The 25,094-nt window shown below is 68.5% G+C and carries 23 protein-coding genes; 6 read left to right on the top strand and 17 right to left on the bottom strand.

The window, feature by feature from the left end; genetic code table 11:
* Window positions 1-206: 206 nt before the first annotated feature.
* Window positions 207-740 carry an NADPH-dependent FMN reductase gene (locus EAO78_RS09920; protein ID WP_122105682.1) on the top strand — a complete coding sequence of 178 codons (534 nt, stop codon included), beginning with the start codon at window positions 207-209 and terminating at the stop codon, window positions 738-740.
* Complete coding sequence (locus EAO78_RS09915; protein WP_122105681.1) at window positions 737-1,105, top strand: rhodanese-like domain-containing protein; 369 nt, start codon at window positions 737-739, stop codon at window positions 1,103-1,105. The genes EAO78_RS09920 and EAO78_RS09915 overlap by 4 nt, the downstream gene beginning before the upstream one ends.
* Before the next feature lie 278 nt (window positions 1,106-1,383).
* On the opposite strand, the gene argF is transcribed toward EAO78_RS09915, so the two are convergent.
* From argF to EAO78_RS09840, 15 genes are all read right to left on the bottom strand, one after another.
* Window positions 1,384-2,298: an ornithine carbamoyltransferase gene (gene argF, locus EAO78_RS09910; RefSeq protein ID WP_122105680.1), complete on the bottom strand. Its 915-nt coding sequence runs from the start codon at window positions 2,296-2,298 to the stop codon at window positions 1,384-1,386.
* Between the two features lie 209 nt (window positions 2,299-2,507).
* On the bottom strand, window positions 2,508-3,749 hold the full coding sequence (locus EAO78_RS09905; RefSeq protein WP_122105679.1) for a [LysW]-lysine hydrolase: 1,242 nt from the start codon (window positions 3,747-3,749) through the stop codon (window positions 2,508-2,510).
* Complete coding sequence (locus tag EAO78_RS09900) at window positions 3,746-4,873, bottom strand: aspartate aminotransferase family protein (protein ID WP_122105678.1); 1,128 nt, start codon at window positions 4,871-4,873, stop codon at window positions 3,746-3,748. Before EAO78_RS09900 ends, EAO78_RS09905 begins: the two co-directional genes overlap by 4 nt.
* Window positions 4,870-5,814, bottom strand: coding sequence for an acetylglutamate/acetylaminoadipate kinase (locus tag EAO78_RS09895; RefSeq protein WP_122105677.1), 945 nt, complete (start codon window positions 5,812-5,814; stop codon window positions 4,870-4,872). The genes EAO78_RS09900 and EAO78_RS09895 overlap by 4 nt, the downstream gene beginning before the upstream one ends.
* Window positions 5,811-6,896: an N-acetyl-gamma-glutamyl-phosphate reductase gene (argC, locus tag EAO78_RS09890; RefSeq protein ID WP_122105676.1), complete on the bottom strand. Its 1,086-nt coding sequence runs from the start codon at window positions 6,894-6,896 to the stop codon at window positions 5,811-5,813. Before argC ends, EAO78_RS09895 begins: the two co-directional genes overlap by 4 nt.
* Window positions 6,893-7,795, bottom strand: a complete 903-nt coding sequence (lysX, locus tag EAO78_RS09885; protein WP_122105741.1) for a lysine biosynthesis protein LysX — start codon at window positions 7,793-7,795, stop codon at window positions 6,893-6,895. The genes argC and lysX overlap by 4 nt, the downstream gene beginning before the upstream one ends.
* A 41-nt stretch (window positions 7,796-7,836) precedes the next feature.
* Window positions 7,837-8,025: a lysine biosynthesis protein LysW gene (gene lysW / locus EAO78_RS09880; protein WP_122105675.1), complete on the bottom strand. Its 189-nt coding sequence runs from the start codon at window positions 8,023-8,025 to the stop codon at window positions 7,837-7,839.
* A 229-nt stretch (window positions 8,026-8,254) separates the two neighbouring features.
* Window positions 8,255-9,730 (bottom strand): argininosuccinate lyase, encoded by a 1,476-nt coding sequence (gene argH, locus EAO78_RS09875; protein ID WP_122105674.1) that lies wholly within the window; start codon window positions 9,728-9,730, stop codon window positions 8,255-8,257.
* Window positions 9,731-10,951, bottom strand: coding sequence for an argininosuccinate synthase (locus tag EAO78_RS09870; RefSeq protein WP_122105673.1), 1,221 nt, complete (start codon window positions 10,949-10,951; stop codon window positions 9,731-9,733).
* Window positions 10,952-11,266: 315 nt separating this feature from the next.
* Window positions 11,267-12,604, bottom strand: a complete 1,338-nt coding sequence (gene hemL / locus EAO78_RS09865; RefSeq protein WP_122105672.1) for a glutamate-1-semialdehyde 2,1-aminomutase — start codon at window positions 12,602-12,604, stop codon at window positions 11,267-11,269.
* A gap of 98 nt (window positions 12,605-12,702) precedes the next feature.
* A complete protein-coding gene (locus EAO78_RS09860) occupies window positions 12,703-13,158 on the bottom strand; it encodes a hypothetical protein (protein ID WP_122105671.1) in 456 nt (151 codons plus the stop codon).
* A gap of 90 nt (window positions 13,159-13,248) precedes the next feature.
* On the bottom strand, window positions 13,249-14,925 hold the full coding sequence (locus tag EAO78_RS09855; RefSeq protein WP_122105670.1) for an ammonium transporter: 1,677 nt from the start codon (window positions 14,923-14,925) through the stop codon (window positions 13,249-13,251).
* Between the two features lie 477 nt (window positions 14,926-15,402).
* Complete coding sequence (gene radA / locus EAO78_RS09850) at window positions 15,403-16,434, bottom strand: DNA repair and recombination protein RadA (RefSeq protein ID WP_122105669.1); 1,032 nt, start codon at window positions 16,432-16,434, stop codon at window positions 15,403-15,405.
* A 102-nt stretch (window positions 16,435-16,536) separates the two neighbouring features.
* Window positions 16,537-17,037: an amino acid-binding protein gene (locus EAO78_RS09845; RefSeq protein WP_122105668.1), complete on the bottom strand. Its 501-nt coding sequence runs from the start codon at window positions 17,035-17,037 to the stop codon at window positions 16,537-16,539.
* Window positions 17,038-17,090: 53 nt separating this feature from the next.
* Entirely contained in the window at window positions 17,091-17,561 is a 471-nt protein-coding gene (locus EAO78_RS09840) for a DUF6789 family protein (protein WP_122105667.1), read from the bottom strand.
* A 182-nt stretch (window positions 17,562-17,743) separates the two neighbouring features.
* Between EAO78_RS09840 and EAO78_RS09835 the strand changes: the two genes are divergently transcribed.
* Window positions 17,744-19,933, top strand: coding sequence for an ATP-dependent DNA helicase (locus EAO78_RS09835; RefSeq protein WP_122105666.1), 2,190 nt, complete (start codon window positions 17,744-17,746; stop codon window positions 19,931-19,933).
* A 21-nt stretch (window positions 19,934-19,954) separates the two neighbouring features.
* On the opposite strand, the gene EAO78_RS09830 is transcribed toward EAO78_RS09835, so the two are convergent.
* Window positions 19,955-20,314 carry a DUF7473 family protein gene (locus tag EAO78_RS09830; protein WP_122105665.1) on the bottom strand — a complete coding sequence of 120 codons (360 nt, stop codon included), beginning with the start codon at window positions 20,312-20,314 and terminating at the stop codon, window positions 19,955-19,957.
* A gap of 53 nt (window positions 20,315-20,367) precedes the next feature.
* Window positions 20,368-20,928 carry a TATA-box-binding protein gene (locus EAO78_RS09825; protein WP_122105664.1) on the bottom strand — a complete coding sequence of 187 codons (561 nt, stop codon included), beginning with the start codon at window positions 20,926-20,928 and terminating at the stop codon, window positions 20,368-20,370.
* A gap of 537 nt (window positions 20,929-21,465) precedes the next feature.
* Between EAO78_RS09825 and rdfA the strand changes: the two genes are divergently transcribed.
* The 3 genes from rdfA (at window position 21,466) to EAO78_RS09810 (ending at window position 25,090) form a co-directional block, all read left to right on the top strand.
* On the top strand, window positions 21,466-22,077 hold the full coding sequence (gene rdfA, locus EAO78_RS09820) for a rod-determining factor RdfA (RefSeq protein WP_203227860.1): 612 nt from the start codon (window positions 21,466-21,468) through the stop codon (window positions 22,075-22,077).
* Between the two features lie 46 nt (window positions 22,078-22,123).
* Window positions 22,124-24,076 carry an archaea-specific SMC-related protein gene (locus EAO78_RS09815; protein WP_122105663.1) on the top strand — a complete coding sequence of 651 codons (1,953 nt, stop codon included), beginning with the start codon at window positions 22,124-22,126 and terminating at the stop codon, window positions 24,074-24,076.
* Window positions 24,077-24,187: 111 nt separating this feature from the next.
* Entirely contained in the window at window positions 24,188-25,090 is a 903-nt protein-coding gene (locus EAO78_RS09810; RefSeq protein ID WP_122105662.1) for an HpcH/HpaI aldolase/citrate lyase family protein, read from the top strand.
* The last annotated feature ends 4 nt before the right edge of the window (window positions 25,091-25,094 follow it).

The following is a 25,094-nucleotide window of genomic DNA, read 5'->3' as shown; positions in this document are numbered from 1 at the left end:
GCTCGGCCTTTGAAAACGTGCGGGCACTCGGTCCGTCACGGGAGCGAGAGGGCCACCAGAATCCGGAAGGACGGACAGCGGTCACTCCGCACGCCCGTTTCAACCGGAGCCACGCGACACCGGGCGAAAACGACCCGAGATCGATTTTCTCCGACCGCGCGCGTCGAACCGCCTGCGTTTTTGATTCCCCGGCCCGAATCCGGCGTATGACACGGATCGTCGCGATCTCCGGCAGCCGCCGGGAGGCGAGCACTACGAAGGCCGCCCTCCGGGTCGCGCTCGCCGCCGCGGCCGACGCCGGCGCGGAGACCGACCTGATCGATCTCGGTGCGGTCGACCTCCCGTTATACCACCCCGACGAGGACGACCGGGGGGACAGCGAGCGCCTGAAACGCCGCGTCCGCGAGGCCGACGGCGTGCTCGCGGGCACTCCCGTCTACCACGGCTCCTACTCCTCGACGTTCAAGAACTTCCACGACTTCTGCGGCTCCCACGAGTACGAGAACACCGCCGTCGGGCTGCTCGCGACCGCCGGCGGCGGCTCCTACGGCGGCACCCTCGAACACCTCCGGTCGACGTTCCGGAACGTCCACGCGTGGGTGGTCCCCCACGAGGTCGGGATCCGCGGAGCCTCATCGGAGATCGACGACGGCGGGCGGATCTCCGACGACGACCTCCGGAAACGGACGGAGCGGCTCGGCCGGATCGTGACCGAACACGCGGAGCGACTACGCGGATGAACGGGATCCGTCCGGACGAGTTGGACGATCGCCTCGAGGACGACGACGAGCCCTTCGTCCTCGATGTCCGCCCGGCGGAGGCGTACGAATCGGACGCGATCGACGGGAGCCACAACCTGCCCGTGTACGGTGCCCTCCGCGCGGGCGACGAGTCGGCGCTCCGGGACCGGCTGGACGAGATCCCGCGGGACCGGGAGGTCGTCACGGTGTGTAAGATGGGGATCGTCGCGAAGCGGGCGACGAGCGTCCTCAAGGAGGAGGGGTACGACGCCTCGACGCTCGCGGGCGGGATGAGCGGCTGGAACGGCTATCGGGCCGGATCGATCGGGTACAAGCTTCGGTCGCTGTGGTGGCGGATTCGGTAGGTCTGTGGTCGTCTTCAGTAGGCCGACGATCACCCTCGATAGGCCGGCGATCGCGCCCGAATCCCTCCGGTCGTCGCCAGCGAGCGACGGCCGCCGAAGCGTGACCTCACGCCTCCCCAGCCTCGCACCGGCCGCGCCGCCGTGATTTCGGCGGCGCGATCGGGTGCTCCCTCGCGCGCGTTCCGCTCGGACTCCCGTCGGTCGTCCTCGCGGGGTCGCGCGCGCCGGGGTAGGGCGGTCGGGGGAGAAGGCGATGCCGGCGGGGTCGGTCGGGTCGATTACGATCCGGGTTCGACCTCGTCCTCGAGCAGCTCGACGAGCAGCGCGTTCTGCGCGTGCATCCGGTTCTCCGCCTGGTCCCACGCCAGCGCGCGGTCGGACTCGAGCACGTCGTTCGTGATCTCCTCGCCGCGGTGGGCGGGCAGACAGTGCATCACCTTCGCCTCCGTCCCGGCGAGCAGGTCGGCGTTCACCTGGAACCCGTCGAAGGCGGCCAGCTTCTCGTGGCGCTCGTCCTCCTGTCCCATCGAGATCCACACGTCGGTGTAGACGACGTCGGCCCCGTCGACGACCGCCTCGGGATCGGTGGTCGGCTCCACGTCCGCACCGAAGGCGGCCGCGCGCTCGAAGACGTCGGGGTCCATCCCGTACTCGGCGGGCGTGGCCACCCGGACGTCGATCCCGGCCATCGCCGCGCCGACGACGAACGACTGCCCGACGTTGTTGCCGTCGCCGACCCACGCCACGGTGGCGTCCTCGCCGACCGACTCCCGGATCGTGAGCAGGTCCGCGAGCGTCTGGCAGGGGTGGGCCTCGTCGGTGAGGCCGTTGATCACGGGACAGTCGGCGTGCTCGGCGAGCGTCTCGACGTCGCCGTGGTCGAACAGCCGCGCCATCACGGCGTCGACGTAGCGACCGAGCACCCGCGCGGTGTCCCGCAAGGGCTCGCCGTGGCCGAGCTGGAGGTCGTCGGGGCCGAGGAACATCGCGTGGCCGCCGAGCCGCGTCATCCCCGTCTCGAAGGAGATCCGCGTCCGCGTCGAGGGCTTCTCGAAGATCATCCCGAGCGTGGTGTCGGGGAGTCGCGGATCGGTCTCGCCGGCCTTCATGGCGGCCGCGCGACCGAGCAGGGCGTCCAGTTCGGCCGGCGTCACGTCGTCGATGTCGAGGAAGTCGTCGGTAGCGAGTGGCATGTGTGGGTTGTGTCGTCGATTTGGTGTGTGCGGATGCGTCGTTCGTCGGGAGCGGCGATGTCGGTTGCGGTGGCGTCGGTTGCGATGGCGTCGATTGCGGTGGCGTCGGTTGCGATGGCGTCGATTGCGGTGGTATCGTTACGGTAGTCCCGGATGCGGGAGCGTCGGTCTCGTCGAGAAGGGAGCGTCACGGCCCGCGGGCCGCGACGCTACGGTCGGTCGCGACAGACGTCGGCGAGGACGGTCGTCGCGCGGTCCAGCTCGGAGAGCGGGAGCCGCTCGTCGGGCGCGTGGTCCAGCTCGGAGTTCCCGGGGCCGTAGGTGACCATCGGACAGTCCCACGCGGCCGCGAAGAGGTTCATGTCGCTCGTGCCGGTCTTCCGGAGCAGGCGGACGTCGCCGCCGGCCCCGCGGATCGCCACGCGGAACGCCCGTGCGAGGTCGGTACGGGGGCTCTCCATCACCGGCGGGATCGGTTCCTTCCAGTGGACCGAGCCGGTCGAGAGCTCCGCCTCCGCGAGCTCGTGGACCTCGTCGACGGTCCGCGAGGGCGGCACCCGGAGCTGCACGTCCATCGCGGCCTCGACTGCGAGCCCGTCGTCGGTCAATCCGCCGTCCATGGAGACGGGTTTCGTCGTCACCTGCTCGAAGACGGGGGTCTCCGGGTCCGCCGGCGTGAACGCCTCCTCGACGCCGTGCCACCAGTCGATCGCGTGCTGGATCGCGTTGGGCTCCGGCCGCGAGGAGTGGCCCGACTCGCTGGTGTTGACGTACGTCCCCGAGAGGAAGCCGCGGTAGCCGAGCGTGACGCCGGTCCAGCCCGACGGCTCGCCGTTCACCACCGCCCCGGGCGCGTCGCGCTCGGCGACGAGGTGGCGCGCCCCCCGCGAGCCGGTCTCCTCGCCGACGACGCCGGCGAACGAGACGCCGGTCTCGACGGCGGCGACCGCCATCGCGACGAGCGGGCCGGTCGCGTCGACCGATCCCCGCCCCCACAGCACGGGCTCGCCCGGCTCGCCCACCCGGACGTCGCTCACGGCGAGGTCGTCCGCGTCCTCGGGAGCCGACCGAACCTCGACCGGGATGTCGCCGGGGACGGTGTCGATGTGGGACGTCAAAAGGACCGCGTCGTTCGCGGGCGCGCGAACGTTCCCGACCTCGTCGGTCCACGCCTCGCGGCCGTTGGCCTCGAAGAAGTCGACGAGGCGCTCCGCGGCCGCCGCCTCCTCGCCGGAGGGCGAGGGGATCGACACGAGGTCGTACAGCAGCTTGCGGGCCGGCGTGTCACAGGCCTCCGGGTAGCCGCCGCCGGCGACGACGTCGGTGCCGGCATCGTCGGTTTCGTGGTTTTCGCCGGTTTCGTGGCCTTCGCCGGCGTCGTCGCCGACGGGAGGGTCCTCGGCGTCCCCGGCCGCGTCGGTCGACTCCGCCGAGTCGGGAGCGGCGGTCACGCGACCACCTCCTCCAGCGCGTCGACGACCGTGTCCACGTGCTCTCGCTCGACCGTCAGCGGCGGGAGCAGCCGCAACACGGTGCGGCCCGCCGGCAGCGCGAGGATCCCGTGGTCGATCGCGAACTCGCGGAGCAGCCGATTGGAGCCGCGTTTCACCTCGATCCCGACCATCAGCCCCTCGCCGCGGACCTCGCGGACGTCGTCGCCGAGACGTGTCTCGATCTCGCTCCGGAGGTACGACCCGATCTCGGCGGCGTGGTCGGCGAGCCCCTCGCGTTCGATGACGTCGAGGGTCGCGCCGGCCGCCGCCGAGACGACGGGACCGCCCGAGAAGGTCGATCCGTGGTCGCCCGAGTCCCGGGCGATCCAGTCGCGGCACAGCGTCGCGCCCATCGGGAGCCCGCTCGCGAGCCCCTTCGCCGTCGTGAGCACGTCGGGAGTCACGCCGTGGCGCTCGGCGGCCCACATCGAGCCGGTCCGGCCGAGTCCGGTCTGGATCTCGTCGAGGACCATCGCCGCGCCCGCCTCCTCCGTGGCCTCGCGCACCGCGTGGAGGTAGTCGGTCGAGGCCGGGTTGATGCCGCCCTCCCCCTGGAGGGGTTCCAAGATCACGGCGGCAGTCTCCTCGTCGACGGCCTCGCGTATCGCCTCCTCGTCGCCGTACTCGACGAACTCGACGCCGCCGGCGAGCGGCTCGAACCCCTGCTTGTACTTCGCCTTCCAGGTGGTCGCGAGCGCGCCCATCGTCCGGCCGTGGAACCCCTGGGTCGTCGCGACGATCCGCTCGCGACCGGTCGCGTGCCGCGCGAACTTCAGGGCTGCCTCGTTGGCCTCGGTCCCGGAGTTACAGAGCCAGACGTCGTCGACGTCGCCCGGTGCCGCTGCGGAGAGCTGCTCGTACAGCGCCGTCCTGGCCGCGTGGGGGTACGACGCCTGGACGTACATGAGCTCCTCGAGTTGGCTCGTCGCCGCGTCGACGACCTCGGGGTGACAGTGGCCGACCGGGGTACACGCGTAGCTCGCGCCGAAGTCGAGGTACTCGTTCCCGTTCGTGTCGGTGAGGTGAACCCCGTCGCCGGCGGCGATCTCGATCGGCTTCTCCGAGAAGACGAAGCCGCTCATGCGTCGACCGCCTCCGTGTCCTCGGCGTCGTCGCCGTCATCGTCCGCCTCGAGCGCCGACCGCTCGATCGTCGTTCCCGCGCCGCCGAGCGCGGCGAGGATCGGGTCCTCGGAGTTCGCGTCCGCGACGACGACGCGGCCGGAGCCGCCCGAAAGCGCCTCCTTCGCGGCCATCACCTTCTTTCCCATGAACCCCTCGGCGGCCCCCTCGAGGGCCGCGAGCTCGTCTGGCGTCGCCGCCGACTCGATCAGCGTGCCGGGGTCCTCGGGGTCGGCGTAGACCCCGGTCACGTCGGTCAACAGGACCAGGTCCGCGTCGAGCGCGCCCGCGACGGCCGCGGCCGCGCGGTCGGCGTCGGCGTTGACGGGCGTCACGCCGCCGTCGCTTTCTTTCCCCTCCATCGGCGGCGAGACGACGGGGGTGTAGCCGTCCGCGAGCAGACCGGACAGCAGGTCGGCGTTCACCGACTCGATCGTCCCGGAGTGCTCGCCGCGGCGGATCTTCCGTTTGCCGTCCTCGACCACGCGAACCGCCGACTTGCGGGGTCCGGAGAGGAGTCCGCCGTCGACGCCCGAGAGGCCGACCGCGTCGACGCCGGCCTCGCGGAACAGCGCCGTCAGCTCGGTGTTGAGCTTGCCGGCCATCGCCATCGTGAACGCCTCCATCGCGTCGGCGTCGGTGAACCGGCCGGTGACGCCGGAGGCGGACTCGACGTACTCCGGCTCCATGCCCAGCCGCTCGATGGTCTCGTCGACGACCGTCGAGCCCCCGTGGACGACGACCACGTCGCGGCCGTCGTCGACGAGGTCGGCGACGTCGCCGACCGCGCCGGCCGGGTCGACCGCCTTCGCGCCGCCGATCTTGACGACCACGGGGGGTTCGGCGGCCGACGACTCGCCGGCCGACGGTTCGTCGTCGGCTGCGTTTCCGGTTTCGCTCATGGCGATCCCACGGGGTGAAGCCCCCCGAACTCCAGGCCGGCCGTCTCGGGCAGTCCGAGCGCGACGTTCGCCGCGTGGACCGCCTGACCGGCCGAGCCCTTGGTCATGTTGTCGATCGCCGAGAAGACGACGACGCGCCGGTTGCCGGGGTCGAGCTCGAAGCCGACCTCGCCGTGGTTCGTGCCGGCGACCGACTTCGGCTCGGGGTAGCGGTAGACGCCGCCCCCGCCGGAGACGACCCGCATGAACGGCTCGTCGGCGTACGCGCCGCGATATCCCTTCCAGAGGTCCGCCTTCGAGACGGGCTCGTCGGGGAAGACGTGACAGGTCGCCGATGCGCCGCGCACCATGTCGACCGCGTGGACGGTGAAGGAGACGGACAGGCCGAGATAGGCCTCGATCTCCGCCTCGTGACGGTGGCCGGTCGGGGCGTACGGGCGCACGACGCCCGAGCGCTCCGGGTGTGAGGAGGCCGCGCCGCCGCTCGCGCCGCCCTCCGAGGATCCGACCTTCACGTCGACGACGACCTCGCCGGTCTCGGGACCGAGCACGCCCGCGTCGACCAGCGGCTTCAGCCCGAGGATCGTCGCGGTCGCGTTACAGCCGCCGCCCGCGATCAGGTCCGCGCCGGGGAGGTTCTCGCGGTTGAGTTCGGGGAGCGCGTACTCCGCGCGCTCGAGGTACTCGGGCGACTCGTGGCCGTCGTACCACTCGTCGTAGGCCTCCGCCTCGGGCAGCCGGAAGTCGGCCGAGAGGTCGACGACCGTGTCCGCGACCTCGAAGTACTCGTCGACGCGTCCCATCGAGACGCCGTGTGGCGTCGCCGAGAAGAGCACGTCGACGGACTCGAGGTCGTCGGGGTCCGAGAAGCGCAGGTCGAGCCCCCGGAGATTGGGGTGTGACCGCCCGACGGTCATGTTGTCCGCCGACCGCGACGTGGCCTGGACGACCTCGAAGTTCGGATGGGACGCGAGGATACGCAACAGCTCGCCGCCGGTGAATCCGGTGCCGCCGACGACGCTCGCGGTGTAGGTTTCGGCGCGATCCCCGTCCGTGTCGACCGCGGTGGTCGTTCCGCTCATGCGACGACCTCGTCGGCGTCCGGGTCGCCCTCTCCGTCGGCGTCGGCCGCGAACGCCTCGGCCTTCGTCTCCAGCCAGTCGACGACCCGGGCGGGGACGTCGACCTCGCTGGCCTCGGTGAGCGCCTTGAACTCCACCGTATGGTTCACCTCGTGGACGGTGTACTCGCCGCCGACCTCCATCAGGTCGACGCCGAGCATCCCGCCGCCGACCGCGTCGGACGCCCGCTCGACCAGTTCGAGCGCGCGGTCGTCGAGGTCGAACTCGGCGGTCGTCCCGCCCTTGGCGGCGTTCGTGAGCCAGTGGTCCGACGAGCGTGTCATCGCGGCGATCGGCTCGCCGTCGACCGCCACCACGCGGATGTCGCGACCGGGCTTGTCGACGAACTCCTGGACGTAGAACACCTTGTGCTCGTAGTGACCGAGCGTCTCCTTGTGTTCGAGGATCGCCTCAGCAGCGCTGCGGGTGTCGATCTTCGCCATCAGCCGGCCCCACGAGCCGACGACGGGCTTGAGCACGCAGGGGTAGCCGAACGACTCGATGGCCTCCATCGCGGCCTCCTTCGTGAACGCGACCTCCGTCGCGGGCGTGGGAACGTCCGCCTCCGCGAGCGCGAGCGAGTTCTTCGCCTTGTCCGCACAGACGTCGCCCGTCTCGGGACTGTTCACCACCGGAACGCCGTAGCTGTCGAGGAACTTCGTCGCGTACAGCGACCGGCTCGTGGAGAGACACCGGTCGACGACGATGTCGAGGTCGGCGACGTTCGCCGTCGTCGACTCCAGCCCGAACCGCTGTTTGCGCACGTCGATCTTCTCGATCTCGTGGTCTCGGTCGCGAAGCTCCTCGAGCAGTAGCTTCTCGTCGCGGCGGATCCGCGAGTAGAGGATGCCTATGCGCATGCCGACCACTCGCGTGTCGCGGTCGTGGCGATCGTCACCATCTACTCTCCCCAGTCCTCCTCGAGTTCGGGGGCCTCCTCCAGCGTGACGGGGTCGAGCGAGATGACCTCCAGCTCGGTCCCGGTGACCGGACTGTCGATTATCTCGCCGACCTCGACGTCGGCCGGAAGCTCGATCTCCTCACCCGTGATCGGGTCCTCTGCCAGCACTGGTTCGGTATCGGTCGTCATCGTGAGCGATACTCGCCGCCGATAAAACATAAACCCTTCGAACTTATAATCAAAATTACACTACACGAAGAGCCCTCTAACGGAACAGGAAGGCAACGAACGAGCCGTGTGAAATCCGATGACAGATTTCAGTAATTAATCGTCCCCTCGCGGGGACGGCGGCGATCGGGGCGGTCGCGGCGGCTGCTGCGGCTGCTGTTGAAGGGTCGACCCCGCGTCACGGACCGACTCAGACATACGTCGCCACCTCCGCCTCCAGCCGGTCGCTCGCGGCGACGAGCGCGGCGCGGCGCGCCGAAAGCGTGTCGGCGTCGTCGTCGATCCCCGCCTCGCTCGCCGCGAGCGCCTCGGCGACCGCCTCGGGGGCGGGCCCGCCGAGAGAGTCGCGGCTCGCGACGCTGTGGACGGGGTCGAGCGCGGCCTCCACCTCCTCGCTGCTCACGTACGCCGAGAGGGACTCACCCGTGATCTCCCGTGCGGCCTCGTCAACTTTTGCGGCCGCGGTCGCCGGCCCGTCGTCGTCGTCGATGCCCTCGGCGGCGGCCGCGACGATCTCGTGGGCGGTCCGGAACGGCATTCCGCCCGTCGCGAGCAGGTCGGCGACGCCCGTCGCCGTCGAGAAGCCGTCGCCGGCGGCCGAAGCGAGGTCCTCGACCGCCCAGTCGGCGGTCGCGACCGCGCCGGCGGCGACCTCGGCCGCCTCCCGCACGTCGTCGGCGATCTCGAACACGCTCGCGTGCGCGCGTTGGAGGTCGCGGTTGTACGCCCGCGGCAGTCCCTTCAGGAGCGAGAGCGTTCCCGTCGCCTCGCCGATCGCGTCGCCGGCGACGCCGCGGGTCAGCTCCAGCGTGTCGGGGTTCTTCTTCTGGGGCATGATCGAGGAGGTGGAGGAGTAGTCGTCGGACAGCTCCACGAACCCCTTGTTCGAGAACACGATCAGGTCCTCCGCGAGCCCCGACAGCGTCGTCGCGAGCGTCGCGCAGGCGGTCGCCCCCTCCGCGAGGAAGTCGCGCGCGGAGGCGGCGTCCATCGAGTTGCGGACGAGCCCGTCAAACCCGAGCAACTCGGCGGTGCGCTCGCGGTCGACGTCGAACGGAGTGCCCGCGAACGCGGCCCCGCCGAGCGGCGAGCGATCCGTCCGATCGTACGCGCCGAGCAGGCGTTCGGTGTCGCGGGCGATCCCGCCCTCGTACGACAGCAGGTAGTGACCGACCGTCGTGGGCTGGGCGGGCTGGAGGTGCGTGTAGCCGGGCATCACCGTCTCCGCGTGCTCGTCCGCGACCGCGGCGAGCGCCTCCCGCAGCGTCAGCGTCGCCTCGGCGGCGGCGAGCAGGTCCTCGCGCAGCCGGTAGCGGATACACGTCGCCACCTCGTCGTTGCGCGAGCGGGCGGTGTGCATCCGGCCGCCGTCCGGACCGACCCGGTCGATGACGGCCGTCTCGATGGCCTCGTGAACGTCCTCGCCGTCGGGGAGCGCGCCGTGACCGGCGGCCTCCACGTCGTCGAGCGCCGCGAGGATCTCGCCCGCGACCGCGTCGTCGACGATCCCCTGCTCGGCGAGCATCACCGTGTGGGCGCGGTCGACCGCGAGGTCCGCCTCGAAGATCGCCGTGTCGGCGGCGAGGCTCGACAGGAACTCGCGGGCGGGGCCGCCGCTGAAGCGGTCCCGCCGGACGGCCGTCTCGGAGGTGTCCTCGTCGGTCATCTATTCGTCGTCCTGAGAGCCGCCGTCGGCCGCGAGCTCGACGCCCTTCCCGGCCTTCACGCTGTTGGCGAGGCGCTCCTGGAGCCCGTGGTACTTCGCGACGCCCGTGGCGTCCTCCTGGGCGATGCCGGCGACGTCCTCGGTGTTGAAGGAGGCCATCTCCTCGGAGTACACCGCGTACTCGGAGTCACGGGCGACGACGCGGCAGTTGCCGCCGGAGACCTTCACGGTCGCCGTGCCGGTCACCACGTCCTGGGTCTCGTCGATGAAGGCGTTCAGCGCGTCGACGACGGGCGCGAAGACGAGCCCCTGGTAGGCCTTCTCGGACCACTCGTGTTCGATGCCCTTCTTGAACGACCGCTCGTTCTTCGTGAGGACGAGGTCCTCGAGCGCCTGGTGGGCGGTGAGCAGGACGGTCGCGGCCGGGTGCTCGTAGTTCTCGCGCACCTTCAGCCCGAGCATGCGGTCCTCCATCACGTCGGTGCGGCCGATCCCGTAGCCGCCCGCGTACTCGTTGAGGTGCTGGATGAGCGGGACGGGATCCATCTCCTCGCCGTCGACGGCGACGGGAACGCCCTCCTCGAAGGCGACCTCGATGGTCGTCTCGCCCTCGGGCTCGGCGGTCCACTCGTAGATGTCCTCCGGCGGCTCGTAGTTCGGGTCCTCCAGTTTGCCGCCCTCGACCGCGCGCGACCAGATGTTCTCGTCGATGGACCAGACGCCGCCGTCGCCGGCCTCGACGGGCAGGTCCTTCTCGGCGGCGTACTCGATCTCCCACTCGCGGGTGAGCCCGAGCTCGCGGACGGGCGCGATGACTTCGAGGTCGGAGCCGCGCCAGACGGCCTCGAACCGGAGCTGGTCGTTCCCCTTGCCCGTACAGCCGTGTGCGATGGCGTCACAACCCTGCTCCTCGGCGACCCCGAGGATCGCCTCGGCGATGACGGGGCGGGCGAGCGCGGTCCCGAGCGGGTACCCCTGATAGGTGGCGTTCGACTTCACCGCGTCGAAACACAGGTCGGCGAACTCCTCCTTCGCGTCGACGACGTGGAGGTCGAGCCCCAGCGCCTCCGCGGTCTCCTCGGCCTCGTCGAACTCGTCGGTCGGCTGGCCGACGTCGACGTTGACGCCGATGACCTCGTCGTAGCCGTACTCCTCTTTCAGGATCGGTACGCAAACCGTGGTGTCGAGTCCTCCGCTGAACGCGAGTGCAACGCTCGTCATTACCGGAGTAGAACCGCCTTACACTCTTAAATTCATCGATTTAGAAACTGAAACAAATACACGGAGCCGACGCTCGCGAACGATATGGAGACGACTCTTCGGGACGAAACGGCGCGAACGCGACGAGTGAGACGTGTGGCCTCAGGGGGCCGGTCGTCGCGCCGCGCCGGAAACCGGTCGCGGCGGTCGGACTGCTCGTCGCGGTCGCGGGGCTCGTCGTCGGAAGAGGGCGAGGTCGTGACGAGCCTCCGCGGTCATCACTAGGACGTAATTCCGTTTCGGCATAAAAAGGTTCCGTAACCGTCCCGAACTGGGTCAGATCGCCTCGCGGTACGCCTTCAGCGTCTCCTCGACGTCCTCCTCGGTGTGCGCGTAGGAGGTGAACTGACACTCGAACTGGTTGGCGGTGAGGAAGACGCCACGGTCCTTCATCTCCTGCCAGAACACCCGCTCCCAGCGGTCGGTGGCGGCGTTCGCCACGTCGGCACCCGTCTTCGGACAGGCCTCGTAGCGGTCGCAGTCGGGGTTCTGCCGACAGCCACCCGCACAGCAGGCGTCGACGTCGTCGGGGGCCTCGCGGGTGAAGACCGTCTTGAACATCGAGTCGGTGCCGACGACGGTGTACTCGGGCGCTCGCTCGGCACAGATCTCCGCGATCCCCTCGCGGAGCTTCCGACCGAGCCGGTTCACGTGCTCGTACACGTCGTTCTCCGCGGCGTACTCCAGAGTCGCCTTCCCCGCGGCCATCGTGACCGGGTGTCCGGAGAACGTGCCCGACTGGAAGACGTCGCCGGCGGGAGTGAACCCCTCGATCACGTCCGCGCGGCCGCCGATCGCGCCGACCGGGAACCCCCCGCCGATTATCTTCCCGAACGTCGTCACGTCCGGGGTGACGCCGAACTTCGACTGCGCGCAGCCCAGCCCGCCCACGCGGAACCCGGTGATCACCTCGTCGAAGACGAGGAGCGAGCCGTGGTCGTCACAGAGGTCCCGGAGCGTCGCGTGGTACCCCTCGATCGGCGTGACGATCCCCATGTTGGCGAGGATCGGCTCGACGAGGACGGCCGCGATATCGTCGCCGTGTTCGGCGAACACCTCCTTCGCGGCCGCGGGGTCGTTGAACGGGATCGGCAGGGTGTGTTCGGCGAACTCCTCGGGGATCCCCGCCGTCGACGGACGGGAGTTCTCGGCGGACCCCTCCACGAGCGTCGACTCCTGTGCGCCGTGATACCCCCCCTGCATCACGACGATCTTGTCGCGGTCGGTGTGCCCGCGCGCCAACCGGACCGCGGAGACGGTCGCCTCCGTTCCCGAGTTGACGAACCGGATCGACTCGACGCTCGGGACGTGGCGCGCCACGAACTCGGCGTGTTCGACCTCGACCTCCGTCGGCGCGCCGTACATCGGCCCGGCGGCGACGTGCGACTGGATCGCGGCCTCGACCGGTTCGGGCAGGTCGTGGCCGTACAGGAGCGGTCCGTACCCCATCACCCAGTCGACGTACCGGTTGCCGTCGGCGTCGATCACGTGGCCGCCGTCGCCGCGCTCGATGAAGAACGGGTGCGGCATCGTCGCCCGGACGGAGGAGTTGACCCCGCCCGGCATGACCGACAGCGCGCGGTCGTACAGTCCGCGGGAGCGCTCGTGGTTCATGCGTGGCGGTTCGACCGCCCCGTGGAAAGGTGTTACCGAGTCGGTCGACCGCGCCGTGAAGAGGCGTTACCGAGTCGGACGGGGTCGCCTCCGTTCGCCTACATACGGTCGTCGCCGCGGAGCATTATCACGCCGCTGGCCAGCATGAGCAGCGCGAGCACGACCATTCCGAGGTCCCACGGCATCGCCGCGGTCATCGTCGCGTCGCCGCCCATGCCTCCCATCGTGCCGCCCCCATCACCCATCGCTCCGCCGTTCATGCCCTCCCTGTCCACGTCGCCTCCGGTCATTCCGCTCGTGATGCCGGTCGCCAGCGCCGCCTGGTTGGCGAGCATGACGACGGCGTACGCGAGCATCAGCCCCCCGCTCGTCGGATCGTCGAGCGGAACGGTCGGCGCGAGGAGGATGGCGCCGTGGACGACGACCACGACGCCGAGCCCGATCATGAGCCACGCGGTCGCCGTCATCCGCGTCGCCCCGAGCGCGCTCGCGAGCGAGTAGCCGCCGGAGGCGAACGCGATCGCCGCGCCGTACAGCCGAGTCTCTGAGACCATGCGGTACGTGGCGACGGCAAGGAGAAAAGCGTTGGTCGGTCGTGTGTCGCGGGGGAGTCGCCCCGTACGAAAGCCGCCGCGACCCGCCGTCTACACCGCCTCCGGGCCGGTCGTGCCGGTACGGACCTGCAGCGCGTCCTCGACGGGCATGACGAAGACCTTGCCGTCGCCGGGCTCGCCGGTCTTGGCGGCGTCGGCGATCGCGTCCGCGACCTCGTCGGCCGGGATGTCGGCGACGACGACCTCGATCTTCACCTTCTGGTGGAGGTCGACGGTGAACTCCTCGCCGCGCCACTGGCCCGTCTTCGCGGGTTGTGAGCCGCGACCCGAGACGTTGGTCACGGTGAGCGAGGGCGCGTTGACCTCCGCGAGCGCCTGCTTGATGGCGCCGAGCTTGTCGGGGCGGACGACCGCGGTGACCATCTTGATCTCCGCGCCCGCCTCCTCGCCGCCGTCGGCGCGCGGGGAGTCGTCGGTCGTGGTGTCGACCACGCGGCCGCCGTCGGTGGTGACCGAGGGCTTGCCGAACTCGGGGTACGTCTCGACGCCGTGTTCGCTGACGTCGAGCCCGTCGCGTTCGTGCTCGGGCGTGACGCGGGCCTGGCCGATAGCCTTGAACGCGCCGAAGACGGCGGCGGTCGCGGCGACCGTCCAGACCGTGATGACGGCGACGCCGATCACCTGCGAGACGAGGAGGCTCGTGGAGAAGCCGTCGACGTGAACGAACGGCAGCGCGAGCACGCCGATGACGCCCGCGGAGCCGTGGACGGGGAACACCGCACAGACGTCGTCGATCTTCATCCGGTCGGAGACGAAGTCGAACACGAGCGGGAGCTGGAGGCCGCAGACGAGCGCGACCAGGATGGCTCCCCACCACGTGACGAGGTTCGCGATCCCCGTCACCCCGACGAGGCCGGCGAGCAGGCCGTTCGCGACGTACAGCGTGTCGACCTTCTTCGAGAGGTACAGCGAGGCGAGCGCCGCGCCGACTCCGCCCGCGGCCATGCCGAGCGTCGTCGCCAGCGAGACGCGGCCGACGGCGGCGTACCCGCCGAGCGCGAGCTCGCCGTTTTCGACGGCGAACACGGTGGCGGTCGTGCCGACGTTGAAGCCGTACCAGCCGAACGCCAGAACCAGCGTGCCGAGCACCGCGAACGTCATCGAGTGACCGGGGATGACGTTCGTGGAGCCGTCGTCGCCGTAGCGGTCCATGCGCGGACCGATCACGTACGCCGCGGTGAGACCGGCGATGCCGCCGACCCCGTGGACGATCATTCCGCCCGCGAAGTCGGTGAATCCGAGTCCCGCCCCGCCGAGGAAGCCGCCGCCCCAGGTGACGCCCGCGACGACGGGGTAGATGACCGCGGAGAGGGCGATCGTGTACCCGACGTACGCGCGGAGCTTGGCCCGGCCGGCCACCGCTCCGGAGACGATGGTCGCCGCCGTCATCGCGAAGACGGCGCCGAACAGCCAGCTGTTGACCCAGCTACCGTCGCCGAGCGCCGCGGCCGAGGAGAAGCCGCCGCCGCCGGCGACGCCCTCGATCCCGAAGCCGACCAGGAAGTACACGAGGACGCCGACGCTCCACGTGAGCAGGTTCTTCGTGAGCTGGTTCGCGACGTTCTTCGCACGTACCTGCCCCGCCTCGAGCATCGCGAAGCCGGCGTGCATGAAGAAGATGAGGAAACACACCACCGCGACCCACATCAGGTTCACCCCTTCCGCGAGCACGCTCGGATCGATGCTCGCGAGGACGCCGGTCGTCACGTCGAACGCACCTCAACTAAACGTACGTCTACCATACGATTCGATTTATCCGCGTTCATGTGTTGAATCACGTCTCCCGGTCGGGTATCACGAATATATAAACGTTCGAGTTGAGTTTCACAAGAAATATCTTTGATAATACAGCCAATGTCAGATATAAGGACAACACTATGGTGTTTAAGGACGTATTCTCGCCGATCGTTTGGCAATCGTTGCGGAGAAACCGATCGGATATAGTGTAATTTATTCTATATTCCTGGAGGAACGGCGGCGATCGACCGCCGTCACGCCGGCCGCGACGCCTTCATGCGAATATTGCCGATCGAGAATTCGGTGTCAGGATGCGAGATCCGGTAGATCGGCGAGTAACGGACGATACGACCGCTGTACTGGGAACTTGACGTTCGTACACCGGATGCCGACGACGTCTCGAAGCGAAACGGCGGATGACGGGCTACCCGGGGACGACCGCCGCGGTCACTCCGGTTTCAGTCCCTCGCCCTGGACGCGCATCACGGCCTCGCCGTCGGCGAGGTTCGGCGCGTCGACGAGCCGGACGATCCGCTTGTTCCCCTTCGACTTGCGGAGGTACATCCGGAACGTGGAGGCGTGTCCGAGGATGTTGCCGCCGATCGCCTGGGTCGGGTCGCCGAAGTAGGAGTCGGGGTTCGACGCGACCTGATTGGTGACGAGGATGGCGGTGTTGAACAGGTCGCCGATCCGCATCAGGTCGTGGAGGTGTTTGTTGAGCTTCTGTTGGCGGTCCGCGAGCTCCCCCCGGCCGACGTACTCGGCGCGGAAGTGCGCGGTCAGCGAGTCCACGCAGACGATCCGGATGGGCCACTCGCTCTCCTCGTGTTCGCCCGCGAGCTCCTTGGCCTTCTCGGCCAGCAGGATCTGGTGGTTGGAGTTGAACGCCTTCGCGACGTGGATCTGGTCGAGGAACGCGGCGATCAGCTCCTCCATCGCCTCCTCGTCGTCCGGCGTCCCCTCGACTTCGCGTCGTTCCATCTCGTCCGCGAGGATCTCGTCGTCGAGGCCACGGACCATGTCGTCGATCCGCTCGGGACGGAAGGTGTCCTCGGAGTCGACGAAGATACAGCCGCCGTCGAGCCCGCCGTTCTCGTGGGACAGTTGTACGTTGACGGCCATCTGGTGGGTCACCTGCGACTTGCCGGACCCGAACTCGCCGTACACCTCGGTGATCGACTGGGTCTCGATGCCGCCGCCGAGGAGGTCGTCGACCTCCTCGATCTGCCAGGAGAGCTTGCCGATCTCCTGGCGTCGTTCGAGCACGGTCGCCCCCGTCTCGAACCCGCCGACGTCGGCCGCGTCGCGCGCGGCGTTGATGATGTCCGAGGCGGACGACTCGCCGATGTCGGCCGTGTTCGACATCTCGCCGGGGCTCGCCACCGCGATCGACTGATAGCTCTCGAATCCGTTCTCGACGAGCTTGTCCGCGGTCGCCGGGCCGACTCCTGGGAGGTCCTCGAGTTCGTCTTCAGGCATGTACACCCGGCTTGTGCGGCTTCGGATATAAACCCTGGTTAACACCCAAGTGAAAGTGAAATTCGGGACGCGTCGGTCACGGTCTCCGCATGCTGGGCCGACTCAGAAACCGACGCGGCGGACGTACCCAAGCTCACGGATCTCGACGAGCAGTTCGCCGGGAAGCTCGGCGTCGGTGATCACGTACAGCTTGGGGTCGTCGGTGAACTCGGGGTCGTCGCTCAGCACCTGTCGGATCGGGACGTCGTGATCCGCGAGGATCCCGGTGACTTCGGCGACGATCCCCGCCTCGTCGGCGGCGGCGACTTCGATCGTGAGGACCGTGAGATCGAGGACGGGAGCCAGATCCATCAGACTCGGGATCGACGAGATGTTGGTGAAGATGCGTTTCAGCTCCGGATCGTCGAGGATCGCGTCGGTCGTGGAGTCGACGACGCGCCGGTCGACGTCGAGCTCGCGCGCGATCCCCGTGTACGGGATCTCGATCCCGCCGGAGACGACCCGCCCCTCCTCGTTGACGGAGAAGCCGCGCTCCAGGAACAGCCGGATGACCGCCTGCTGGCTCGGTGACCCCTCGAACTTCTCGAGGATCTCGTCGAACATTCGTTGCTACGCTGCTCGTCGCCGCGGGCTTAAAAACCGGGGTAGTACGTCCCTCAGTTTGCGAGCGTCGAGTAGACGCCGCCGAGGACCGTCCCGTAGACGACGTGACCGACGAGGCTCTCGACGCCGACGTTCGGCAGCGGCGGCGCACCCGGGAAGCCGACGGCGCCCAGCCAGATCGGCATCACGATCACCGCGAGCGCGACCCACACGAGGAGGCCGTAGCCCGCACCGATGCCGAGACTCGATCCGATCGAATCGCCGAGGCCCGGCTTCAGATCCGCGATCCCGGCGAAGACAACGCCGAGGATCGCGCCGTGGGACAGATGGATCGCCCAGCCGATGGCGCCGGCGGGACCCTCGATGCCGTACATCGCCGGAATCGCCATCTGCAGGACGCCAGGGGTCATCATCGACATCATCGCGCCGAAGACGAGGCCCCCACCGAGCCCGCCGGCGACGCCGGCCTTCCAGTCCCCGGTCTCGGTCGATACGTCGGTCGTCGTCGCGGTTTCAGTTGCCATACCCTTCTATCGCTGAACATCCGGTAATAGATGCCGGTAAAATGTGTTCACGGCGCACTCAGCCCCAACAATTATATATTAGTTGAAACTACTTCGTGAGGAATTATTTGCTTTCGATCACTGCCGACCACTTCCGCCCCGCCACCCGACTCCTTTTCACCCGAGCCGACGAACCCAGTCTCGTGTCAGAGTCGCCGCACCTGCGGTTCTTCCCGTACGAGGAGCCGTACCCGAACCAGCGCGAGGCGATGGACCGGGTCGCCAACGCGCTCTCTCGGGGCCAGGACGTGCTGTTCGAGGGCGCGCCGGGGACGGGGAAGACTCTCTCCGCTCTCGTGCCCGCGCTCGAGCACGCGCGCGAGAACGACCGAACCGTCGTCATCACGACGAACGTCCACCAGCAGATGCGCCAGTTCGTCGAGGACGCCCGGGCGATCACCCGGACCGAGCCGATCCGGGCGGTCGTGTTCAAGGGGAAGTCGTCGATGTGTCACATCGGGGTCGACTACCAGGAGTGTCAGACCCTCCGGGACGCCACCCGATCGATGGTGGAGACGGAGTCGGAGAAACTCGAACTCGAGCAGCGGCAACGCGAGTTACTCTCGGAGAGCCGCGAGGGCGACGCCGGGGCCGCCGAGGCCCGCGAGGCAGTCATGGACGAGCTTGACGACCTCGAGGAGGAGCTCGACGAGTTCGAGGCGACCAACGTCTGTGAGCGCTACCGGAACAACCTGACTCAGGACACGGACGGCTTCTTCGAGTGGCTCTTCGACGACGTGCGGACGCCGGAGGACGTCTACGACTACGCGGAGGAGCGCGACCTCTGTGGCTACGAGCTGTTGAAGGAGGGAATGGAGGGGGTCGACCTCGTCGTCTGCAACTACCACCACCTGCTCGATCCGAACATCCGCGAGCAGTTCTTCCGGTGGATCGACCGCGACCCCTCGGAGATAGTCACCGTGTTCGACGAGGCGCACAACGTCGAGGACGCCGCCCGCGAGCACGCCTCCCGGTCGCTCACCGAGAACACCCTCGACGCCGCCCTCGAGGAGCTCTCCGACAGCGACGACTCCCGGTCCGAGCCCGCCGAGAACGTGCTCTCGGCGTTCCGTGACGCCCTCGTCGACGCGTACGACGGCGCGCTCGGGTTCGGTTCACGCGAGTCCGTCGGCGAGGGCTGGGAGGACGTTCCGGTCGCCAACGACGACCGCCGCGACGACCTCACGCTCGCGTTCCTCGACCGGTACCAGGGCCGCGGGATAGACCCCGAACTCGAACTCGCGATCCAGCTAGGGAAGGCGATGGACGAGGAGTACGAGCGCGCCTACCGCGAGGGCGAGGCGACGAGCCGAGCGGAGTGTCGGACCCTCCAGGCCGCCCGGTTCGTCTCGACGTGGATGGAGGAGGGGACCGCGCTCGGCCAGTATCCGGTCGTCTCCGTGCGGCGCGACGGTGGCACCGACGAGGTGTACGGCCGCGCCGAGCTGTACACGTGTATCCCCCGTTCGGTCACCTCGGCGCTGTTCGAGGAGGTGGCCGCCTCGGTGTTGATGAGCGCGACGCTCCGACCCTTCGACGTGACCGAGGACGTGCTCGGCCTGGAGGACGTCGCCACCCTCGCGTACGGGATGGGGTATCCGACCGAGAACCGACGGACGTTCGCGGTCGACACGCCCCCGCTCTTCGCCTCCGAGCGGAACGACCCGGAGACGCAGGGGGCGGTCGCCGAGCTGCTCCGCGACGCGATCCGGTTCACCCCGGGGAACACCCTCGTCTTCTTCCCGTCGTACGGGGAGGCCGAACGCTACTACGAGCGGCTCGGCGGCGACGGCGGGCTCGCCGGCGCGGACCTCGGCTCGCTGTCCCTCGACGGGTCGGGGGAGGACGAGGAGGAACTGCGGCGGCGGTTCGTCTCGAGCGACGACGCCGCGCTCTTCACCTCCCTGTGGGGGACGCTCGCGGAGGGAGTGAGCTTCGACGGCGACGACGCTCGCACGGTCGTCGTGGTGGGCGTCCCGTACCCGCACCTCTCCGACCGGATGGAGGCGGTTCAGGACGCCTACGAGCGGGCGTTCGCCGACCGTGACCGCGCTCGCGACCCCGGCTGGGCGTACGCCGTCGAGATCCCGACGGTTCGGAAGACGCGGCAGGCGCTCGGGCGGGTGGTCCGCGGCCCGGAGGACTTCGGCGTCCGGATCCTCGCCGACCGGCGGTACACGACCGCCGACATGGGGAAGTACTCAGTGCGGGGCGCGTTTCCGCCGGAGGAACGCGAGGAGCTGCTCGACGTCGATCCCGGGAAGCTGAAGTTCGCGATGTTGAACTTCTACGGCGACCACGACGCCTACGAAGGATCGCCGCCGCGGCCGTGAACGGTCGCTTCCCGGACTCGGTCAGGCCGGGCGCGTCGAGAGCAGCAGCGCGATCCCGCCCAGAACGACGCCGACGAGGATCGTGACGGCGGCGTGGATGACGGTCATCACCGCGACGACCCGCGGCGGCTGCTCGTAGCTCCACCGGAACATGACGGCGTCGAGGGCGAACGCGACCGTCACGGTCACCGCTGCCGGGACGGCGAATCCGCCGCCGACGACGCTGACGGCGGCGGGGAGCGGCCCGACGTACAGCGCGCGCCGCGGGTCGACGTCGCCGAGGACGTTGCGGGCGGCCACGTGGGCGGTGACGGAGAGGAACAGCGCGAAGAGCAGGGTCGTCACCAACACCGACAGCGGCGTGGCCGTCTGAGCGGACATACCCGGCGTAGGCGGCGGAGGCTAAAAGGACCGACGGGATCCGGCGGCCGAGTTCACTCGAGGAGACCGAGTCCCGACAGCTCCTCGACGATCACGTCCATGGCGGCGGCCGCGTCCGCCGGATCGGTGCCCCCGGTGACGACGAGCTTGCCGCTGCCGAAGAGGAGCGCGACGACGTCGGGTTCGTCGATCCGGTAGACGAGCCCGGGGAACTGCTCCGGCTCGTACTCGATGTGCTCCAGTCCGAGCCCGATGGCGATCGCGTTGAGGTTGAGGCTCTCGCCGAGGTCCGCGGAGGTCACGATGTTCTGGACCGTGATCTCGGGATCGTCCTCGATCGGGATGTCGAGGGCGCGGAGCTTCTCGAAGACGATGCCGAGGCTCTCGTGGACCGCCTCCGTCGAGTTCGCGCCGGTACAGACGATCTTCCCGGAGCGGAAGATGAGCGCCGCCGACTTCGGGTCCGCGGTCCGGTAGACGAGCCCGGGGAACTGTTCCGGGTCGTAGTCCGCGCCCTCGAGGTCCATCGCGACGCTCTGGAGGTCGAGTTCCTGTCCGATCCCGGTAGAGGCGACGACGTTCTCTATCGTGATCGTGTCCTTCGGGTCGTCCATTCACCCGGACGTACGGCGGTCGGGATCTTAAAGCGGTCGGTAGCCGGGAACGATGACGAGGAGTGAAAAGCCGCGAGACAGTTAATATAAGAATCAAAGAATACATGTTGTTTCGATAGGAATTTACATGAGTGATCGGTATCCGAAATCGGTAGCGGATCCCGTGATGACGACGAGAGTAACTCAGCGATCGACATCTGCCGATCATCGGGCGTTTCTAGCCCTGATACGGTGGAAAAATAGAGTACCCCGTTCGGACCCGGAGTTCTCGAGTCGGTCGGATGCTCGATCGAGAACACGGAGGAGAAAAGCGTGATAAACGGATTAACGCGACGAATACCAGGCATTGACGAGATCTGGATCCGATCGAGACGACGATCAGCGCAGTATCGGGAGTCCACCGCCCGTAATAGTCTGTTTTTTGAATAATAACTTTAACCATACGTTATAATATATGTTTGTCATCGGGGCGGAACACGGCAAGGATCCGCGACTTTACACCAGTACTTTTGTAAAGAAAGGGGCCGGATGGGACGTATGGACGACGCCGGATCCGGTTCGACGAGCAAGGTCGATCGGACGATGGACGAGTACGGGCTCGACGGTTTCGGGGCGGAGCTCGAGGCGGCCTGGACGGGCGAGGACGGCGACCGGACGAGTCTCCGATCGCTCGCCGAGGAGTTCAACCGAACGGTCCTCGGGGTGGCGATGCGAGAGGCTGACGGCTCGACGTCGCGGTCCGACGTCGACAGCGCCCATCGGACGCTGACGGACGACGACGCCCCGCGGTCGGAGGTGCTCCGCACGCGGCGGGAGCTCGAGCGGAGCGGAGTCGACGTCGACGCGGTCCTCGACGACTTCGTGAGCCACCAGACGATCCACACGTACCTCACGAGGGATCGGGGCGTCCGCCCCCCGGACGAGGACGTGGACCGGATCGACGAACGACGCGAGACGATCGAACGGCTCGCGGGGCGGACGGAGGCGGTCACCGAGTCGGCCGTCGAGTCCCTCGCGGACGCGGGTCGGCTCGCCGACCGCCCCTACGAGGTGTTCGTCGACGTTCGGGTGACCTGTGGTGCCTGCGGCACCGACTACCGGGCGGGGGAGTTGCTTCGACGTGGCGGGTGCGGCTGTGCGGTCGAGTGAAAACGAGACACAAGTATTTAGCGGTAGGCCCATGTGTGCGTACACGATGGCACGGAGTGAAGTGGCGCTGGAGTCCGTTCGGGTGCACGCACGAAACATCGGCGGGATCGACCGGACCACGGTCGACCTCTCTCCCGGTGTGACGCTCCTACGCGGACGAAACGCCACGCATCGGTCCTCGTTCCTACAGGCGGTCATGGCGGGACTCGGGAGCACTCGCCCATCGCTGAAGGGCGACGCCGACGAGGGGGAGGTAACGCTCGACGTCGACGGGGAGACGTACTCGAGAACGCTGACGCGACGCGACGGAACGGTCGTCTTCGATGGGGAACCGTACCTCGACGATCCGACGGCCGCGGACCTGTTCGCGTTCCTGCTCGGCGACAACGAGGCGCGGTCGGCCGTCGCTCGGGGGGAGGACCTCCGGGAGGTGATCATGCGCCCGATCGACGTCGACGCGATCGAAGCGGCGATCGGGGAGCGGGCACGCGAGCGGGACGCGATCGACGACCGGCTCGCCGATCTCGAGGGGATCGAAACGGAGCTTCCGCGGCTCGAGTCGAAGCGACGTTCCCTCCGCGAACGACTGGACGAGAAGCGGACGGAACTCGAGGAGGTGGAGGACGCCATCGAACGGGCGGACGCCGACCTCGAGGAGAGCCGGGAGCGACGGGAGGAGATCGACGACGCGTTCGAGACGGTGCGACGGGCGCGGTCGGAGCTGGAGGACCTCCGGTTCGAACGGTCCACGGAGGAGGCGACCGTCGCGGAGCTCGAATCGGAGCGCGCGGAGCTCGAGGCCGACCTCGAGGAGTTCGACGCGCCGGAGACGGATCCCGACCGGATCGACGACCGGATCGACGACCTCCGCGAGCGGAAACGCGACCTGGACGACACGCTCGGGGAGCTCCGAAGCGTCATCAACTTCAACGAGGACATGCTGGCCGACGGGGACCTCGACATCGGCTCGATCGGCGTCGACGGCGGGGAGGGGACCGAAAACGACGTCACCGACGCGCTGGTCGACGGCGCGGACCGGACCGTCTGCTGGTCGTGTGGGTCGCGGGTCGAGCGGACCGCGATCGAGGAGACGATCGAGCGACTCCGGGACCTCCACGGGGAGAAGCTCTCCGATCGGAACGATCTCCAGGCGCGGATCGACGAACTCTCCGAACGACGATCGGCGGTCCTGGATCGGACGCGCGAGATCGAACGAACGAGGGACCGACTGTCGGACGTGGCGACGGAGATCGAGGGGTGTCGCGACCGGATCGACGAGCTGAACGCGGCGATAGCCGAGAAGGAAGCGGAGATCGATCGATTGGAGACGAAGGCCCGGGACGCGGGCGGCCCGGACTACGACGAGGTCGTCGGGCTCCATCGCGACGCCACCGAACTCGAGCTCGAGATCGAGGGGATCCGGACCGATCTCGAGGACGTGGACGCCGAGATCGACGACGTCGAGGCGGCGATCGAGGAGCGGGACCGTCTCGAGGACGAACGGGAGGGCCTCACGGATGAACTGGTCGACCTCCGGACCCGCGTCGACCGCATCGAGGCGGACGCGGTCGAGTCGTTCAACGAGCACATGACCGCCGTTCTCGACATCCTCGAGTACGACAACATCGAACGGATCTGGATCGAACGACGGGAGCGTGACGACGCGGACGGCCGACGGGGGACGGTTCGGACGGAGTCGGAACTCCACGTCGTCCGGTCCACCGACGAGGGCGCGAGCTACCAGGACTCGGTCGCCCACCTCTCGGAGAGCGAGCGCGCGGTGACCGGACTCGTGTTCGCGCTCGCGGGCTATCTCGCCCACGAGGTGTACGAGGACATACCGTTCGTGCTGCTGGACTCGCTCGAGGTCATCGACGCGGACCGGATCGCGCGCGTCGTCGAGTACTTCCAGGAGTACGCCGAGCACCTCGTCGTCGCCCTCCTCCCGGAGGACGCCGCCGCGCTCGACGACGGCTACGACGTCGTCTCCGACATCTGAGCGGTGGCGTCGCCGGAGGGAGACCTCGACGATCGGGGACGGCGGTCGTGATCGTGGGCGAATATCCGTCGTGTACGTAGGTTTTTACATCGCGGCGTGGATCTCGTATCCATGAATCTCAGGCGCACGCTGCTCATCACGCCTGCCTCGGACGAGGACCTCATCCGGAAGGGGCGCACGACCGACGCGGACATGCTGTTCCTCGATCTAGAGGACGCGATCCTCTCCGAGCGGAAGGTCCAAACACGGAGCGACCTCGTCGAGTTCCTCGGCTCGGACCCCGGGATCGACAAGTCGATCGCCGTGCGGATCAACGCCGTCACCACGCGGTGGTGGTACGAGGACCTGATCGACATCGTCGCCGAGGCCGGAGAGCGCATCGACAGCCTGATCGTCCCGAAGGTGTCGAGGGTGGAACAGCTCCACGCCGTCGACCTGTTGTTGCGGCAGGTGGAACGGAACGCCGGGGTGGAGCCCGGCGAGATCGGCCTGATCCCGCAACTCGAGAGCGCGACGGCGATCAACAACGCGACGCGGATCGCCCGGTCGGTGGACCGTCTCACCGCCCTCCTGTTCGGTCCGGGCGACTACGCGGCCAGCATCGGGGTCGGACAGACGGGAGACGGGTCGGAGGTCAGGAGACACTGGGAGTACGCCCGTTCACGAGTGGTGAACGCGGCGAGGGAGGTCGGAATACAGGTCATAGACGGGATGTACCCCGACACCGGCGACACGCAGGGGTTCCGCACGGCGTGTCAGCGGAGCCGTGCCCTCGGATTCGACGGGAAGACGGTCGTTCACCCGAACCAGATCCACATCGCGAACGAGATCTTCACTCCGAGTCCGCAGGACGTCCGACGCGCGCGCCGGATCTACGAGGCGTACACCGCGTCCGACCACGACGAACGGGGAACCGTCGAGGTCGACGGGCAGGTGATAGACGAGGAGACGTTCGAGATGGCCAAGGAGATCGTGGAGAAGGCGACGGAGGCGGACGAGCTGGCCGACCTCTGAGCGG

The sequence above is a fragment of the Halobellus captivus genome (assembly GCF_003697845.1).
Lineage (GTDB): Archaea > Halobacteriota > Halobacteria > Halobacteriales > Haloferacaceae > Halorubrum > Halorubrum glutamatedens.
Note: the sequence above shows the minus strand (reverse complement) of the source record. Positions and strands in the feature narration are given on the sequence as shown.